The following is a 15,856-nucleotide window of genomic DNA, read 5'->3' as shown; positions in this document are numbered from 1 at the left end:
GATGGGTATCATGGGTGGGTATGGCGATGATCCGGCAATCACCGGTGAGCCTCCGGAAGAACGGCCGGGTGACCGGCTCAGTAGAACCGGACGGGTCGGCCCGTCACAGCCGGTCAACGAGCGGGTGGTCGTACTCCGGCCACCAAGCGGGGTGGTACCGCGGGCCCGGCCCGGGGCGCCGGTGACGGCGTACCGGTGACGGCTCGTCCTCGCAGACCCACACGACAGTGAGCGTCAGCGAGGAGAGCGACCCCCGATGGGCTATCCGTTGCACGACCCGACCGCCACCGGCGTCCCGGCCAGCCCGGACCTGCCCGCGGTCGAGCGCCGGGTGCTGGAGCACTGGACGGCCGACAAGACCTTCGAGGCCAGCGTCGAGCAGCGTCCCGCCTCCGGCCGGCAGCCGGAGACGGCGACCGGTGCCTCGGCCGGTGACGCCGACAACGAGTACGTCTTCTACGACGGCCCGCCGTTCGCCAACGGCCTGCCGCACTACGGTCACCTCTTCACCGGGTACGTCAAGGACGTGGTGCCGCGCTACCAGACCATGCGCGGCCGGCGGGTGGAGCGGCGCTTCGGCTGGGACTGCCACGGCCTGCCAGCCGAGGTGGTGGCCGAGAAGCAGCTCGGCATCACCAGCAAGGCGGAGATCCTCGACCTCGGCGTGGCCCGGTTCAACGACGCCTGCCGCTCCTCAGTGCTGGAGTTCACCCAGGACTGGGAGCGGTACGTCACCCGGCAGGCCCGCTGGGTCGACTTCGCCAACGACTACAAGACCCTCGACCTGGACTACATGGAAAGCGTCATGTGGGCCTTCAAGACCCTGCACGACAAGGGTCTGATCTACGAGGGCTTCCGGGTGCTGGCGTACTGCTGGCGGTGTGAGACGCCGCTGTCGAACACCGAGACCCGGATGGACGACGTCTACCGGGACCGGCACGACCCCACGTTGACCGTGTGGTTCGGGCTGACCGCCGACGAGTCCGCGCCGGAGCTGCTCCGGGGGCCGGTCCGGCTGGGCGTCTGGACCACCACGCCGTGGACGCTGCCGTCGAACCTGGCGCTGGCCGTCGGGCCGGACATCGAGTACGCGGTGCTGGACCGCGACGGCGAGCGCTACGTCGTCGGCGCCGGTCGCCTCGGGGCGTACGCCAAGGAACTGGAGGGGTACGAGCAGGTCGGCACGGTACGCGGCGCCGACCTGGTGGGGCGGCGGTACACCCCGCTGTTCGACTTCCTCACCGCGCAGGCCGGACCTCAGGCGTACCAGGTGCTCGGCGCCGAGTTCGTCACCACGGAGGACGGCACCGGGATCGTGCACCTCGCCCCGGCCTTCGGCGAGGACGACCAGAACGTCTGCAACGCGGCCGGCATCCCGACCATCGTCACCGTGGACGACCACACCCGGTTCACCGGGCTGGTCCCGCCCTACGAGGGCGAGCAGGTCTTCGACGTCAACAAGCCGGTGATCCGGGAGCTCAAGGAGCGGGGGGTGGTGCTGCGGCAGGACACCTACACCCACTCGTATCCGCACTGCTGGCGCTGTGACACCCCGCTGGTCTACAAGGCGGTGTCGTCGTGGTTCGTCGCGGTGACGACGTTCAAGGACCGCATGGCCGAGCTGAACCAGCAGATCAACTGGACGCCCGGACACATCAAGGACGGCTCGTTCGGCAAGTGGCTGGCCAACGCCCGGGACTGGTCCATCAGCCGGAACCGGTTCTGGGGCTCGCCCATCCCGGTGTGGCGCTCGGACGACCCGAACCACCCGCGCGTCGACGTGTACGGGTCGCTGGAGGAGATCGAGCGCGACTTCGGCGTACGCCTGACCGACCTGCACCGGCCGGCGGTGGACGACCTGGTCCGCCCCAACCCGGACGACCCGACGGGCCGGTCGACGATGCGCCGCGTGCCGGAGGTGCTGGACTGCTGGTTCGAGTCCGGCTCGATGCCCTTCGCCCAGGTGCACTACCCGTTCGAGAACCGCGACTGGTTCGAGAGCCACTACCCGGGTGACTTCATCGTCGAGTACATCGGGCAGACCCGGGGCTGGTTCTACACCATGCACGTGCTGGCCACCGCGCTGTTCGACCGGCCGGCGTTCCGCAACTGCCTCAGCCACGGCATCCTGCTCGGCTCCGACGGGCGCAAGATGTCCAAGAGCCTGCGCAACTACCCGGACGTCTACCACGTCTTCGACTCGTACGGGTCGGACGCGATGCGGTGGATGCTGATGTCGTCGCCGGTGCTGCGGGGCGGGGACATGCCGGTCACCGAGTCGAGCGTCCGGGACGCCGTGCGGCAGGTGCTGTTGCCGCTCTGGAACGTCTGGTACTTCTTCTCGCTGTACGCCAACGCCGACGGCTACCAGGCGAAACGGAAGACCGACGCGGTGGCGACCGGTGCCGGCAGCCTGCTCGACCGGTACGTGCTGGCCAAGACCAACGAGCTGGTCGAGACGGCCGGCGCGCAGATGGACGCGTACGACATCTCGGGGGCCTGCGCCACCGTCCGGTCCTACCTGGACGCGCTGACCAACTGGTATGTGCGTCGCTCGCGGGACCGGTTCTGGGCGGGCGACACGGAGGCGTTCGACACGCTCTGGACGGTGCTGGAGACGCTGTGCCGGGTGGTGGCACCGTTGGCGCCGCTGACCGCCGAGGAGATCTGGCGCGGGCTGACCGGTGAGCGGTCGGTGCACCTGACCGACTGGCCGCGTGCCGAGGACTTCCCGGTCGACCACGAGCTGGTGGCCGCGATGGACGCCACCCGGGCGGTCGCCTCGGCGGCGCTGTCGCTGCGCAAGGCCAAGGGTCTGCGGGTCCGGCTGCCGCTGGCGAAGCTGACCGTCGCCAGCCCGGCGGCCGAGCAGCTGCGGCCCTTCGCCGACCTGGTCGCCGACGAGGTCAACGTGAAGGAGGTCGTCTTCACCGACGAGGTGTCGGCGTACTGCCAGCAGGTGCTCACCGTGGTGCCCCGGGCGCTCGGACCTCGGGTCGGCAAGCAGGTGCAGCAGGTGATCAAGGCGGTCAAGGCGGGGGAGTGGGAGTTGGTCGACGGCGCCCCGGTCGCCGCCGGGGTCACGCTGGCCGAGGGCGAGTACGAGCTGCGGCTGGTCGCGGCCGACGCCGAGCACTCCGCCCCGCTGCCGGGTGGTGAGGGGGTGGTGGTGCTGGACACCGTGGTCACCCCCGAACTGGCCGCCGAGGGGCTGGCCCGGGACGTCGTCCGGGTGGTCCAGCAGGCCCGCCGCGACGCCGACCTGGACGTCTCGGACCGGATCGCGGTGACGGTGTCGGCCTCGGCGGAGGTGCGCGCGGCGGTGTCCGGGTACGCCGAGTTCGTGGCCCGTGAGGTGCTGGCGGACCGCGTCGACTTCGCCGACGAACTGGACGGCTTCGCCGGTGAGGTCGGCGAGGGCGAGCAGGTGACGGTCGAGGTGCGTCGCGTGTGAGCTGACGTGTGTCGATGTGTAAGGAAGGGCCCCCTACTAACGCCTGCGGTAGTACCGGGGGCCCTTCCTAACATCCGGCACCCAGCCTGCGGACCTGCCCGACCTCGCTCCGGTCGAAGTGCGACGGTCCGCTACGGTGACACCGCCCCTACCTCACTCGATCCGCCGGAGGACCAGTGCCGCTGCTCTACACCATCGGCAGGTACACCGTGGCCCCGGCACTGCGGCTGGCCTTTCAGCCGAACGTGGAGGGGCTGGAGCACATCCCGGCGACCGGCGGCGCGATCTTCGCGGGCAACCATCTGTCCGTGGCCGACGAGTTGTTCCTCGGCACGGTGGTGCCTCGGCACCTGGCGTTCTGGGCCAAGTCGGACTATTACAAGGGTACCGGGGCGAAGGGCGCGTTCCATCGGTTCGTGCTCAACGGCCTGGGCGCCATCCCGGTCGAGCGGGCCGGCGGGCGGGCGGCGTTGACCGCCTTCGACGCGGCGATCCCCGCACTCCAGGGCGGCGACCTGGTCGCCATCTATCCCGAGGGGACCCGTTCGCCGGACGGCCGGCTCTACCGGGGACGCACCGGCACCGCCCGGCTGGCGCTGGCCGCCGGTGTCCCGATCATCCCGGTGGGCATGATCGGCACCGACAAGGTGCAGCCGATCGGCGCCCGGATGCCGCGACCCGGGGGCGCGAAGATCACCGTGCGGTTCGGCAAGCCGCTGGACTTCACCGGCCGCTCGGCGGACCGGACGTCGCTGCGGGAGATGACCGACGAGCTGATGGCCGAGATCCAGAAACTGACCGGCCAGGAGTACGTCCCGCGCTACGCCCCGCCCCGCGCGAAGCCGCCCGCCCCGGGCGAGCCGACGCCGGGTAGCACGACGCCGGGCAGCCCGACCACGGGTGGGCCCGCCACGGGCGAGTCGCACCCGGGTCAGTCGACGCCGGGGGAGTCGGCTCCGGGCCGGTAGACCCCCGGGTCGGTCGACCCCGGGCGGGCCGACCACAGGCTGAGCGCAGGCCGCGGACGGCCCCGCTCAGCCGCCCTTCGTCGAGACGATCTGTCGCCGCATGGTGGCGAGCAGCTCGGCACTGTCGTCCACCGAGAGCCCGGTGAAGACCGCGCTGGTGATGCTGCCGTGGTCGACCGAGGTGCAGACCACCACCCCGACGCCGTCGACGTTGCCCACCGCGCACCGCTCGTGCCGCCCCCGCACGCCGGTCTCCACGACCTGCGCCTCACCGAGCGAGTACTGCTGGGTGAGGCGTTCGATCTCGCCGTCGGCGTCGGCCGAGGGGGCGAAGCGGAAGCCGGTGCCGCCGAAGACGGTGACCTGCTTGCCGGCTCCGGTGGTGTAGATGCCGGCGAAGGTGTCGTCGGCGAGCAGGTGCGCCTGGCGCATCTGCGTCTCCAGCCGTCGGGCGGCCTGCGTACTGCGGTCGTCCTGGCGGAGTTCCAGATCGGCCACCTGGCTCGGCAGCGAGGCGTTCGCCGGGTACTGGCTGGCCATCGGGACGCCGTAGTAGGCCGGGCAGCCGCAGCAGCAGGCGATGGTCAGCAGCAGCATCCACGGCCAGCGGCGACGCTTACGGGGACGGGCGTACCCCGGAGGCGCCTGCCAGCCCGGCGGCGGTGCGGGTGGCCCGGTCTTCCGACCCCGCCAGCCCCGGATCGGCGGTGCCGGTGCGGCCGGCGGTGCCGGTGGCGGGGCGTGCCGCACCGGTGGCGGCGCGACCTGCTGCGGACGCCCCGGCGCGGCCGGCGGTCGCATCGGCGCGGCCGGCGCCGGCGGAGTGGGTCGCGCGGCCGGTGGCGGGTACGCGGGCGGCTGGTGTGCAGGTGGGGCCGAGGAGACCGGTGGTGGGTACGCGGGCGGCTGGTGCGCCGGTGGCGCGGACGACACCGGTGGTGGGTACCCGGCCGGTTGGTGTGCCGGTGGGGCCGAGGACACCGGCGGTGGGTACGCGGGCGGTTGGTGTGCCGGTGGCGCGGACGAGACCGGCGGCGGCACGGGGGTGTAGGACCGGGTCGCCGGCGGTGCGGGGTAGGACAACGTGGGCGGCGGCACGGCGGGCATGTCCGCCGAGGGCAGGTGCCAGCCACTGGTGTCGGCGCCGGCCCACGGGTCCACCGGGGTCTGGTGCTCCGGCGCGTCGGCCGGTGCCACCGGCGGCAGCGGGGTGGGCTCGGCGGACATGCCCCAGATGCGGCGGCGCGGCGTGGGCGGCGGTACGGCGGCCGACCCGCTCCAGCGCGGCGCGGGCTTCTCCACGGCGGTCGCATCGGGCACGGCCGCCGCCTCGGGCATCACCCGGGTGCCCTGCGGGCCGACCTCGGGAGGCGGCGCCACGGTGGTACGCGCGTCGTCCTCGGACGGTGTCGACCCGCTCCGCCCGGCGGCCTCGTCGACCGGACGGGTCGCGTCGACCTCGTCCACGGACCGGGTCGGATCGACCTCATCCGCACGTCGAGTCGGATCGGCCTCGTCCACGCGTCGGGTCGCGTCGGCCTCGTGTGCGTCGGGTGTCGGATCGGTCCCGGCCCGTGTCTGGTCGGGCGTGTTCGCGGCTCGGGTCTGGTCGATCTCGGCTCGGGTCGGGTCGAGCGGTACGGCTGGTGGGGCGGGGTGGGTCGGTCCTGCGGGACTGGTCGGGTCGGCGTCGCCGACCGGCTGGGTCTCGTCCGCCGCCGAGGTGGTGGCGGGCGGTGCGGGGTCGAGGGTCTGCTCCTGGGTGACCGCTGACTCCCCGTTCCGGTGTGTGTCCGGACGGTTCCCGTCGACCGGCCGGTCTGCTCCCGGCTGCGGCTCCGGCATCGCGGCAATCTCCTCTCACGCCGACCCGAGGCTAGTACCGGTGTGCCACCGGGGCAGAACCAGGCTGGTCCCCATGCCCGCTTGTTAGGAAGGGACCCTTCCTATGCACCAGGCGTTAGTAAGGGTCCCTTCCTTACATCAGTGGCGGTCGCCGGTGTGGTGGAGGGTCGATTCCGCTGGTGCCCTTCTCGGCCAGGTGTGGCGTGGTGGCCGATGGGTGGGCGCGTACCCTTGGGCATCATGAGCGTCCCGTCCACCACTCCGCGTCCTGTCGCGGCCAACTCCGTCTGGCCCCGCCTGGAGCCGCTGCTGCCCCAGGTGACCAAGCCCATCCAGTACGTCGGTGGCGAACTGGGAGCGGTGGTCAAGGAGTGGGACTCCGCGACCGTGCGCTGGGCGCTGATGTATCCGGACGCGTACGAGGTGGGCCTACCCAATCAGGGCGTGCAGATTCTCTACGAGGTGCTCAACGAGCTCCCCGACACGCTCGCCGAGCGGACGTACGCGGTCTGGCCGGACCTGGAGCGGCTGATGCGCACCCACGAGGTGCCGCAGTTCACCGTCGACGCGCACCGTCCGGTCGGTGACTTCGACCTGTTCGGCGTCTCGTTCGCCACCGAGCTGGGGTACACCAACCTGCTCACCGCCGTCGACCTGGCCGGCATCCCGCTGCTCGCGGTCGACCGTACCGACGCCGACCCGGTGATCGTGGCCGGCGGGCACGCCGCGTTCAACCCGGAGCCCATCGCCGACTTCGTCGACGCCGCCGTGCTCGGTGACGGCGAGGAGGCGGTCCTGGAGATCACCGCGATCGTCCGGGAGTGGAAGGCGGAGGGCTCGCCCGGTGGCCGGGACGAGCTGCTGCTGCGGCTAGCCCGCACCGAGAGCGTCTACGTGCCGCGCTTCTACGACGTGGACTACCTGCCAGACGGTCGGATCCAGCGGGTCGTGCCGAACCGGGCGGACGTGCCGTTCCGGGTGCACAAGCGCACCACGATGGATCTGGACGCGTGGCCGTACCCGCGCAAGCCGCTGGTCCCGCTCGCCGAGACGGTGCACGAGCGGTACGCGGTGGAGATCTTCCGGGGTTGCACCCGGGGCTGCCGGTTCTGCCAGGCGGGCATGATCACCCGACCGGTGCGGGAGCGGTCCATCACCACGGTCGGGCAGATGGTGCAGCAGGGGCTGGAGTTCTCCGGCTTCCACGAGGTGGGTCTGCTGTCGCTCTCCTCCGCCGACCACTCCGAGATCGGTGACATGTGCTCCGGCCTCGCCGAGCAGTACCAGGGCACCAACGTGTCGCTGTCGCTGCCGTCGACCCGGGTGGACGCGTTCAACATCGATCTCGCCCAGGAGCTGTCCCGTAACGGCCGCCGGACCGGGCTGACCTTCGCCCCGGAGGGCGGGTCGGAGCGGATCCGTAAGGTGATCAACAAGATGGTGTCGAAGGACGACCTCATCCGCACCGTGGTCACCGCGTACACCAACGGCTGGCGGCAGGTGAAGCTCTACTTCATGTGCGGCCTGCCCACCGAGACCGACGAGGATGTCCTCGAGATCGCCGACATGGCCCACGAGGTCATCCGGGCCGGTCGCGCCGCCACCGGCTCGAAGGACATCCGCTGCACCGTGTCCATCGGTGGGTTCGTGCCGAAGCCGCACACCCCGTTCCAGTGGGCGTCGATGCAGCGCCCGGAGGTCATCGACCACCGGCTCAAGCTGCTCAAGCAGGCGATCAACTCGGACCGTTCGCTGGGGCGGGCGATCGGCTTCCGCTACCACGACGGTGAGCCCTCGTTGATCGAGGGACTGCTGTCCCGGGGGGACCGCCGCGTCGGCGCGGTGATCCGCCGGGTGTGGGAGAACGGCGGCCGGTTCGACGGCTGGAGCGAGCACTTCTCGTACCAGCGCTGGGTGGAGGCGGCCACCGAGGTGCTGCCCGGGTTCGGGGTGGACCTCGACTGGTACACCACTCGCGAGCGCGAGGAGCTGGAGGTCCTGCCCTGGGACCACCTGGACTCCGGCCTGGACAAGGACTGGCTCTGGCAGGACTGGCAGGACTCCCTCAGCGAGTACGAGCAGGACGACTGCCGATGGACGCCCTGCTTCGACTGCGGCGTCTGCCCGACCATGGACACCGAGATCCAGATCGGCCCGACCGGGCGGAAGCTGCTCCCGTTGACCCCGGTCAACGGTCTGAAGCTGCCCACCGGCGCGCAACAGTGACCCCGGGGCCCCGGGCGGGGTCCGACACCGAGGAGCAGGACGATCAGTAGGAAACCTCAGCCCGAGGGCGGCCAGGCGCCGGTCGTCCAGCGCGTCCGGATCCGGTACGCCAAGCGTGGCCCGCTGCGGTTCACCTCGCACCGCGACTTCGCCCGGGCGTTCGAGCGGGCGCTGCGTCGTGCCGGCGTACCGGTGGCCTTCTCCCAGGGCTTCACCCCGCACCCCAAGATCTCGTACGCCAGCGCCGCGCCGACCGGCGTCGCCAGCGAGGCGGAGTACCTGGAGATCGGCCTGCGCGAGGAGGTGGACCCGGCGCAGTTGCGCGAGGCGCTGGACACGGCGCTCTCGCCCGGCCTCGACGTGCTCGACGCGGTGGTGGCCACCGGCAGCGGGCTGGCCGACCGGATCCAGGCGTCCCACTGGCGGATCGAGCTGCCGGAGGTGGATCCCGAGATCCTGACCAAGGCGGTGACCGCGTTCCTGGCGGCCGACGAGGTGCTGGTGGAACGGATGACCAAGCAGGGGCGGCGGACCTTCGACGCTCGTGTCGCCGTCACCCGCATCGATATGATCACGTCGTCGGCGACGCCTTCCGTGGCCCCGGCCGTACCGTGTGCGATACTCGAACTGGTCGTGCGGCAGGTCACCCCGTCCGTACGGCCCGATGACGTCCTTTCCGGCTTCCGCGTGGTGGCCGGCCTGGAGCCGCCGGTAGCCCCGAAGGTGACCCGGCTGGCTCAGGGCACGCTGACCGCGCAGGGTGCGATCGTGGATCCGCTTGACGCGGACCGCGACGGGGCAACCATCGGCGGGCGCTGACCGACGGTCGGTGCTCAGACAGGCAGACTTCGCCGGTCGCGCACGCCCGTGCGCCCGGGGAAACACCTTTGCGGCGACCCTGCGTGGCAGCGCTCACCCGCGCCCGGGGAAGCCAGAACTGGAGAACGTCCATGCTCGAGAACGAGCCCGAGGGCGGCGAACGGACCGGTGCGAACCCGGCCGGCGAGACCGCTGAGACCAGCACCACCGGCACGGCGGGCAGCGCCTCACCGGTGGCCCCCGACGCGTCGGAGGAGACCTCCGGCACCGTGAGCGGTGCGGCGGACCTGGGCAGTCCGTCCGCCGCCGAGGCACCACCGCGCAGGCGGGCCACCCGTCGCCGGGCCACCCCGGTCACGCAGCCGGAGCAGATCGACGCCCCGGTCGAGGCGTCCAGCGACCCGGCGCCGGGCAGCTCGGAGGCGCCGCAGGCAGAGGTCTTCGCCCCGGTCTCCGGTGACCTGGACGAGGCGCCGAAGACGCCCCGGCGACGCCGCAAGGCCACCACCGCGTCGAAGACCGCCGAGGAGCCGCTGGCCGTGGCCGAGGTCGAGGCCGCCGACGGGGACGTCGTACCGCCGGTGAAGGTGACCCGTACCCGTCGCAAGAAGGCCGCCGCGCCGCCGGCCGAGGTTCCGGCGGTGGTCGAGGAGCCGGTGGTCGAGGAGCCGGCACCTGCGGCCGGTACCGACTTCGGTGCGGCCGCGCTGCCCCCCGAGGGCGGCGCGCCGGTCGAGGAGACCGAGAGCGACCCGGCCGAGACGGTGACCCCGACGGAGCCGGAGGCCGAGCCCGCGCCGGAACCCCGCTCCCGTCGACGGCGTGCCGCGCTCAGCGCGCCGACGGTGTTGTTCATGGCGCCGGAGGAGGTCACGGCCCGCGCCGCCGCCGCTGCGGCTGCTGCGGCCGCACCGCCCGTCGAGGAGGAGACGCCCGAGGAGCCGGCGGAGCCGGCCCGGCGCCGTCGCCGGGGTCGGCGCGAGCCCGAGCCGGAGCCCGCCGTCGAGGCGGAGGTCGAGGAGGAGCCCGCGGCGGAGGCCGACGAGGCCGACGACGAGGACGAGGACGGCTCGGGTCGGCGTCGCCGTCGACGTGGCCGTCGGGGTCGGGGCCGGGGCAAGGGTGGCGCCGAGGACTTCGACGAGACCGACGAGAACGAGGCCGAGGAGGCCGTCCAGAGCGACGCGGACGAGACCGAGACCGAGTCCGACGAGAGCGGCGACGAGGGCGACGGCGACGGGATGACCCGGCGTCGGCGTCGGCGCCGCCGCCGGGGGGCCGGTGACACCGAGGGGGGCGCCGACGACGGCGTACCCACCGTGGTGAAGATCCGGGAGCCGCGCCGCACGGTCGACGAGGTGCAGGGCGTCTCCGGTTCGACCCGGTTGGAGGCCAAGCGGCAGCGCCGCCGGGACGGCCGCGAGCAGCGCCGGACCCGCCCGCCGATCCTGAGCGAGTCGGAGTTCCTGGCCCGCCGCGAGGCGGTCGACCGGGTGATGGCGGTACGCCAGCGCGGTGACCGCACCCAGATCGCCGTCATGGAGGACGGCGTGCTGGTCGAGCACTACGTCACCCGCAACTCGGCGGGCACCATGGCCGGGAACGTCTATCTCGGCAAGGTGCAGAACGTGCTGCCGAGCATGGAGGCGGCGTTCGTCGACATCGGCCGGGGCCGCAACGCCGTGCTGTACGCGGGCGAGGTCAACTGGGACTCCACCGGCCTGGAGGGGCGGGCCCGCTCGATCGAGCAGGCGCTCAAGTCCGGCGACTCGGTGCTGGTGCAGGTCACCAAGGACCCGATCGGGCACAAGGGCGCGCGGCTGACCAGTCACGTCGCGCTCTCCGGTCGGCACCTGGTGTACGTGCCCGGCGGCAACGCCTCCGGGATCAGCCGCAAGCTGCCGGACACCGAGCGCAAGCGACTGCGTGACGTGCTGAAGAAGCTGGTGCCGGACGGTGCCGGCGTGATCGTCCGGACCGCCGCCGAGGGCGCCAGCGAGGACGAGCTGGCCCGTGACGTCAAGCGGCTCCAGGCGCAGTGGGAGGACATCCAGGCCAAGTCCACCGAGGGTGGCGCGCCGGTGCTGCTCTACGAGGAGCCGGACCTGGTCATCCGGGTGGTCCGGGACCTGTTCAACGAGGACTTCCGCGAGCTGGTGATCGAGGGCGACCAGTCCTACGACATGGTCGAGTCGTACCTGTCGCACGTCTCGCCGGACCTGGTCGCCCGGCTGCGCCGGCACGTGGGCACCACCGACGTGTTCGCCGCGCACCGCATCGACGAGCAGATCCTCAAGGGGCTCGACCGCAAGGTCTTCCTCCCCTCCGGCGGCCACCTGGTGATCGACCGGACCGAGGCGATGACCGTGGTCGACGTCAACACCGGCAAGTACACCGGGGCGGGCGGCAACCTGGAGGAGACGGTCACCCGCAACAACCTGGAGGCGGCCGAGGAGATCGTCCGTCAGCTGCGGCTGCGGGACATCGGCGGCATCGTGGTGATCGACTTCATCGACATGGTGCTGGAGTCGAACCGGGAGCTGGTGCTGCGCCGGTTGACCGAGTGCCTGGGCCGGGACCGCACCAAGCACCAGGTCACCGAGATCACCTCGCTGGGCCTGGTCCAGATGACCCGCAAGCGGATCGGCGCCGGGCTGCTGGAGGCGTTCAGCGAGACCTGCGACTGCTGCAAGGGTCGCGGCCTGGTCATCCACACCGAGCCGGTGCCGGAGAAGCCACGGTCCGGTGGCCCGGAGAAGGTGAAGGCGGTCGCCACGGCCACGCCGGCCGCCGAGCAGACGAGCGGCTCGTCGCGGCGTCGGGGCCGCAAGGGCGCCGCCGAGCGGACCGTCGTCGAGGTCGCTGAGACCGAGGAGACCGCCACCGCCACGGCGGACGCGGACTACCACGACACGATGGGCTACGACCTGTCCCGGTACGAGACGGACACGCCGGTCGCCCCGGACGTGGCCGACAGTCAGCAGGGCGAGTCGGCCCGGCTGGCCGCTCCGGACGACCCGGACGCGCTGGGCGAGAGCGACGAGGAGGAGGGTGCCGAGGGTGGCACCGGCCGCCGTCGCTCCCGGCGTGGTGGCGCGCGCCGCCGTACCCGACCCTGAGCACGCTGCGGTGCACCTGACCGGTCCACCGCACCGACGTCGATGAGCCCCGCCCGCGGTGACGTCCGCCGGGCGGGGCTCCGGCGTATCGTGACGCGGGTGCGGCCGGCCGGGTGACGCCACGGCCGGTGACCGGGTGGTGGCCGAGCGGTGGCCCGGGTTCCGGTGGGGGTGGCCCGGTTTGGGACCGGCCGCGACCATGGCGTACGCTAGCCTGCGGCGCACTTTGGTGTGCCGAGTTCCCGTGTGCCCGCGCCGCCGTGCCTCTGCTACCCGGCGAGCCGCCGCGGGGACGACCGCCAGCAGCCTCAACGACAGGGAGTCCGCCTCCGATGTACGCGATCGTCAAGACCGGCGGCAAGCAGTACAAGGTCGCCGAGGGCGACGTGATCGAGGTCGAGAAGCTCGCCGGTGCCCCCGGCGACGCGGTGAAGCTCGCCGCGGTGCTCCTCGTCGACGGTGACGACCTGGTGACCGACGCGGCCAAGCTTGCCGAGGTCGAGGTGTCCGGCGAGATCGCCGCGCACACCAAGGGCCCGAAGATCCGGATCCACAAGTTCAAGAACAAGACCGGCTACCACAAGCGCCAGGGTCACCGCCAGCCGCTGACCCAGGTCAAGGTGACCGGCATCTCCAGCGGGAAGTAGGTCGTTCTCAGATGGCTCACAAAAAGGGTGCGTCCAGCTCGCGTAACGGCCGTGACTCCGCGGCCCAGCGGCTCGGCGTGAAGCGCTTCGGTGGTCAGGTCGTCAGCGCGGGCGAGATCATCGTCCGGCAGCGCGGCACCAAGTTCCACCCCGGTGACCTGGTCGGCCGTGGAGGCGACGACACGCTCTTCGCGCTCTCCGCCGGTGCGGTCCAGTTCGGCACCAGGCGCGGTCGCAAGACCGTCAGCATCGTGCCGCAGCAGTAGCTTCGAGGCGAAGCGGGCCGTGGACCTGATGTCCCGGCCCGCTTCGTCATTTCTCACGCGGGGTAGCGCCCCGCTGGAAGGATTGCGGCGTGACGACGTTCGTTGACCGGGTCGTTCTGCACCTGCAGGCCGGCGACGGCGGGCACGGTTGTGTGTCGATCCACCGGGAGAAGTTCAAGCCGTTCGGTGGCCCCGACGGCGGTAACGGCGGCCACGGCGGCAGTGTGTCGCTGGTGGTCGACCCGCAGGTGCACACGCTGCTCGACTTCCACTTCCGTCCGCACGTCAAGGCGCAGAACGGTCGCGGCGGCGCGGGTTCCAACCGGGACGGCGCCAACGGCGGCGACCTGGTGCTCACCGTGCCGGACGGCACGGTCGTGCAGACTGCCGACGGCACCGTGCTGGCCGACATGGTCGGTGCCGGCACCACCTTCGAGGTGGCCCGGGGCGGGCGTGGTGGCCGGGGCAACGCCTCGCTGGCCAACTCCCGCCGGAAGGCACCCGGTTTCGCCGAGTTGGGCGAGCCGGGGGAGCAGCTGGACGTCGTGCTGGAGCTCAAGAGCGTCGCCGACGTCGGCCTGGTCGGCTTCCCGTCGGCCGGCAAGTCGTCGCTGATCTCGGTGATCTCGGCCGCCAAGCCGAAGATCGCCGACTACCCGTTCACCACCCTGGTGCCGAACCTCGGCGTGGTGCGGGTCGACAACCACACCTTCACCGTCGCCGACGTGCCCGGACTGATCCCGGGTGCCGCCACCGGCAAGGGCCTGGGGCTGGAGTTCCTGCGGCACGTCGAGCGGTGTGCCGTCCTGGTGCACGTGATCGACACCGCGACGCTGGAGCCGGGCCGGGACCCACTGGCCGACATCGACACCATCGAGGCGGAGCTGGCCGAGTACGGCGGTCTGGCAGACCGGCCGCGCATGGTGGCCCTGAACAAGATCGACGTGCCCGACGGCCGGGACCTCGCCGAGATCGTCCGGCCCGACCTGGAAGCGCGTGGTCTGCGGGTGTTCGAGGTGTCGGCGGCCACCCGGGAGGGTCTCAAGGAGTTCATCTACGCGATGGCCGAGCTGGTGGCACAGGCGCGGGCCGCGGTGCCGCCGGCCGAGCCGACCCGCATCGTGATCCGGCCCAGGGCGGTGGACGACGCCGGGTTCACCGTCGAGGTGCAGGACGACGGCTCCTACACGGTGCTCGGTGGCCGTCCGGAGCGGTGGGTGCGCCAGACGAACTTCGACAACGACGAGGCGGTCGGCTACCTCGCCGACCGGCTGGCCCGACTCGGCGTGGAGGAGCACCTGGCGAAGGCCGGTGCCCAGCCGGGCGACCTGGTGCGCATCGCGGACCGGGAGTTCGACTGGCGGCCGACCCTCTACGCCGGGGCCGACTACGTGCCGGGCTCCCGTGGCCGCGACGAGCGGCTGGAGGAGAAGACGAACCGGGCCAACGCGGCGGAGCGGTTGGCGGCCCGCAAGGCGCGCCGGCAGCGGCCGGAGGACGAGGTGGAGGCGGCTCCGGCACCGGACGACGCCGGATAGCGCGCCACCGGCCGACACGGGTTCGACTGCCGGCGACCGTCACGTCGAGGTGGTCGGGCCCGGTCAGGGGCGGTCCAGCGGGTCGTCCAGCCGTCCGCCGGTGCCCGCGCGGCGGGAGAGCAGCAGACCGAGGGCCAGCATCCCCAGGGCCAGGCCGAGGTGCAGCCAGTTGTCCGCGCCGTTGACCGGGATGAAGTTGGCGCCCGCCTGGTCGACGACGACCAGGCCGTAGATCCAGAGCACCAGGTACACCGCGCCGCCGCCGATCAGGAACAGACGTGCCCCGGCCACGCTGCGGGCCAGCGCCAGACCGGCCACCCCGAAGGCGAGGTGGACCAGGTTGTGCAGGACCGAGACCTGGAACACGCCGAGCAGCTTCGCCTCGGAGTGGTGGCCGGCGAAGGACAACTCGCCGTAGTTCGTGGTGATGCCGGGAACGAACCCGAGCACCCCGATCAGGAGGAAGACCACCGCCAGCACCAGTGCGGCGAGCTGGGCGCGGGTTCTGCGCCGGGTCGGCTTCTCCAGCGACCTGTGCGCCATCGTCGTCACCTCCGTGAGCCCGCGACCGTCGCGGGGTGGGTCCCCGGCTCCGACGATCTCGCATGTGCGCCGCCGTCGGGGGCGACTCCGGAGAAATGACGACTCTGGTGGGGCCCTGCGCACCGTGTGCCCCGGTCCGGCACGGCGGGACGAACCCGCCGACCGGGGCGACCGGCGGTGGGCTCAGTCCAGGTCGAACTCGCCGTCCTGGGCCCCCGCGACGAAGGCGTCCCACTCGGCCTGCGTGAACACCAGCACCGGGCCGTCCGGCTCGGCGGAGTTACGCATACCGATGAGGTCGTCGACGAAGGCGACCTCCACCGCCGCCTCCGAGGTGTCGCCCTCGGCCCGCTGCCAGACCGCCCGGGAGAGGTCGAAGTCACCCTTGGGGTGCGCTGTCATTGCGTCAGTCCTCCAGTACAGGGAAATTG

Annotated in this window: 10 protein-coding genes and 1 pseudogene; 8 read left to right on the top strand and 3 right to left on the bottom strand. The window is 72.1% G+C overall.

Translation table 11 applies throughout. From position 1 onward, the window contains the following. Nucleotides 1–256 precede the first annotated feature (256 nt). Together ileS and HUT12_RS29350 are read left to right on the top strand one after the other, a co-directional pair. Nucleotides 257–3,454, top strand: coding sequence for an isoleucine--tRNA ligase (ileS, locus tag HUT12_RS29355; protein WP_176095325.1), 3,198 nt, complete (start codon nt 257–259; stop codon nt 3,452–3,454). Nucleotides 3,455–3,630: 176 nt separating this feature from the next. Then, a pseudogene (locus HUT12_RS29350) lies at nt 3,631–4,302 on the top strand (lysophospholipid acyltransferase family protein); the annotation flags it as partial. A gap of 186 nt (nt 4,303–4,488) precedes the next feature. On the opposite strand, the gene HUT12_RS33285 reads toward HUT12_RS29350, so the two are convergent. Further along, entirely contained in the window at nt 4,489–6,267 is a 1,779-nt protein-coding gene (locus tag HUT12_RS33285; RefSeq protein WP_303393505.1) for a hypothetical protein, read from the bottom strand. Nucleotides 6,268–6,507: 240 nt separating this feature from the next. On the opposite strand from HUT12_RS33285, the gene HUT12_RS29340 reads away from it, so the two are divergent. The 6 genes from HUT12_RS29340 (at nt 6,508) to obgE (ending at nt 14,882) form a co-directional block, all read left to right on the top strand. Continuing rightward, nucleotides 6,508–8,493, top strand: coding sequence for a TIGR03960 family B12-binding radical SAM protein (locus tag HUT12_RS29340; protein WP_131056624.1), 1,986 nt, complete (start codon nt 6,508–6,510; stop codon nt 8,491–8,493). Nucleotides 8,494–8,592: 99 nt separating this feature from the next. Then, the gene (locus tag HUT12_RS29335) at nt 8,593–9,312 is read left to right on the top strand and encodes a TIGR03936 family radical SAM-associated protein (protein ID WP_131056626.1); all 720 of its coding nucleotides are present in this window, start codon (nt 8,593–8,595) and stop codon (nt 9,310–9,312) included. Between the two features lie 131 nt (nt 9,313–9,443). Beyond that, a complete protein-coding gene (locus HUT12_RS29330; protein ID WP_176095323.1) occupies nt 9,444–12,431 on the top strand; it encodes an Rne/Rng family ribonuclease in 2,988 nt (995 codons plus the stop codon). 332 nt (nt 12,432–12,763) lie between these two features. Continuing rightward, the gene (gene rplU, locus HUT12_RS29325; protein WP_117229528.1) at nt 12,764–13,078 is read left to right on the top strand and encodes a 50S ribosomal protein L21; all 315 of its coding nucleotides are present in this window, start codon (nt 12,764–12,766) and stop codon (nt 13,076–13,078) included. Between the two features lie 11 nt (nt 13,079–13,089). Next, entirely contained in the window at nt 13,090–13,344 is a 255-nt protein-coding gene (gene rpmA, locus HUT12_RS29320) for a 50S ribosomal protein L27 (RefSeq protein ID WP_091077796.1), read from the top strand. A gap of 89 nt (nt 13,345–13,433) precedes the next feature. Then, complete coding sequence (gene obgE / locus HUT12_RS29315) at nt 13,434–14,882, top strand: GTPase ObgE (RefSeq protein ID WP_176095322.1); 1,449 nt, start codon at nt 13,434–13,436, stop codon at nt 14,880–14,882. Nucleotides 14,883–14,945: 63 nt separating this feature from the next. Here obgE and HUT12_RS29310 read toward each other — a convergent pair whose 3' ends face one another. After that, nucleotides 14,946–15,425 carry a DUF4383 domain-containing protein gene (locus HUT12_RS29310; RefSeq protein WP_131054911.1) on the bottom strand — a complete coding sequence of 160 codons (480 nt, stop codon included), beginning with the start codon at nt 15,423–15,425 and terminating at the stop codon, nt 14,946–14,948. Between the two features lie 183 nt (nt 15,426–15,608). Next, nucleotides 15,609–15,827 carry a DUF397 domain-containing protein gene (locus tag HUT12_RS29305; protein ID WP_093407559.1) on the bottom strand — a complete coding sequence of 73 codons (219 nt, stop codon included), beginning with the start codon at nt 15,825–15,827 and terminating at the stop codon, nt 15,609–15,611. Nucleotides 15,828–15,856: the final 29 nt, after the last annotated feature.

Source organism: Verrucosispora sp. NA02020 (assembly GCF_013364215.1).
Taxonomy (GTDB): Bacteria; Actinomycetota; Actinomycetes; order Mycobacteriales; family Micromonosporaceae; genus Micromonospora.
Note: the sequence above shows the minus strand (reverse complement) of the source record. Positions and strands in the feature narration are given on the sequence as shown.

Excerpts from the sequence above, each read along its gene's own strand:
- HUT12_RS29330 (WP_176095323.1), top strand. The coding sequence starts at position 9,444 with ATGCTCGAGAACGAGCCCGAGGGCGGCGAACGGACCGGTGCGAACCCG.
- HUT12_RS29305 (WP_093407559.1), bottom strand. The coding sequence starts at position 15,827 with ATGACAGCGCACCCCAAGGGTGACTTCGACCTCTCCCGGGCGGTCTGG.
- ileS (WP_176095325.1), top strand. The coding sequence starts at position 257 with ATGGGCTATCCGTTGCACGACCCGACCGCCACCGGCGTCCCGGCCAGC.
- HUT12_RS29310 (WP_131054911.1), bottom strand. The coding sequence starts at position 15,425 with ATGGCGCACAGGTCGCTGGAGAAGCCGACCCGGCGCAGAACCCGCGCC.
- rpmA (WP_091077796.1), top strand. The coding sequence starts at position 13,090 with ATGGCTCACAAAAAGGGTGCGTCCAGCTCGCGTAACGGCCGTGACTCC.
- HUT12_RS33285 (WP_303393505.1), bottom strand. The coding sequence starts at position 6,267 with ATGCCGGAGCCGCAGCCGGGAGCAGACCGGCCGGTCGACGGGAACCGT.
- rplU (WP_117229528.1), top strand. The coding sequence starts at position 12,764 with ATGTACGCGATCGTCAAGACCGGCGGCAAGCAGTACAAGGTCGCCGAG.
- HUT12_RS29340 (WP_131056624.1), top strand. The coding sequence starts at position 6,508 with ATGAGCGTCCCGTCCACCACTCCGCGTCCTGTCGCGGCCAACTCCGTC.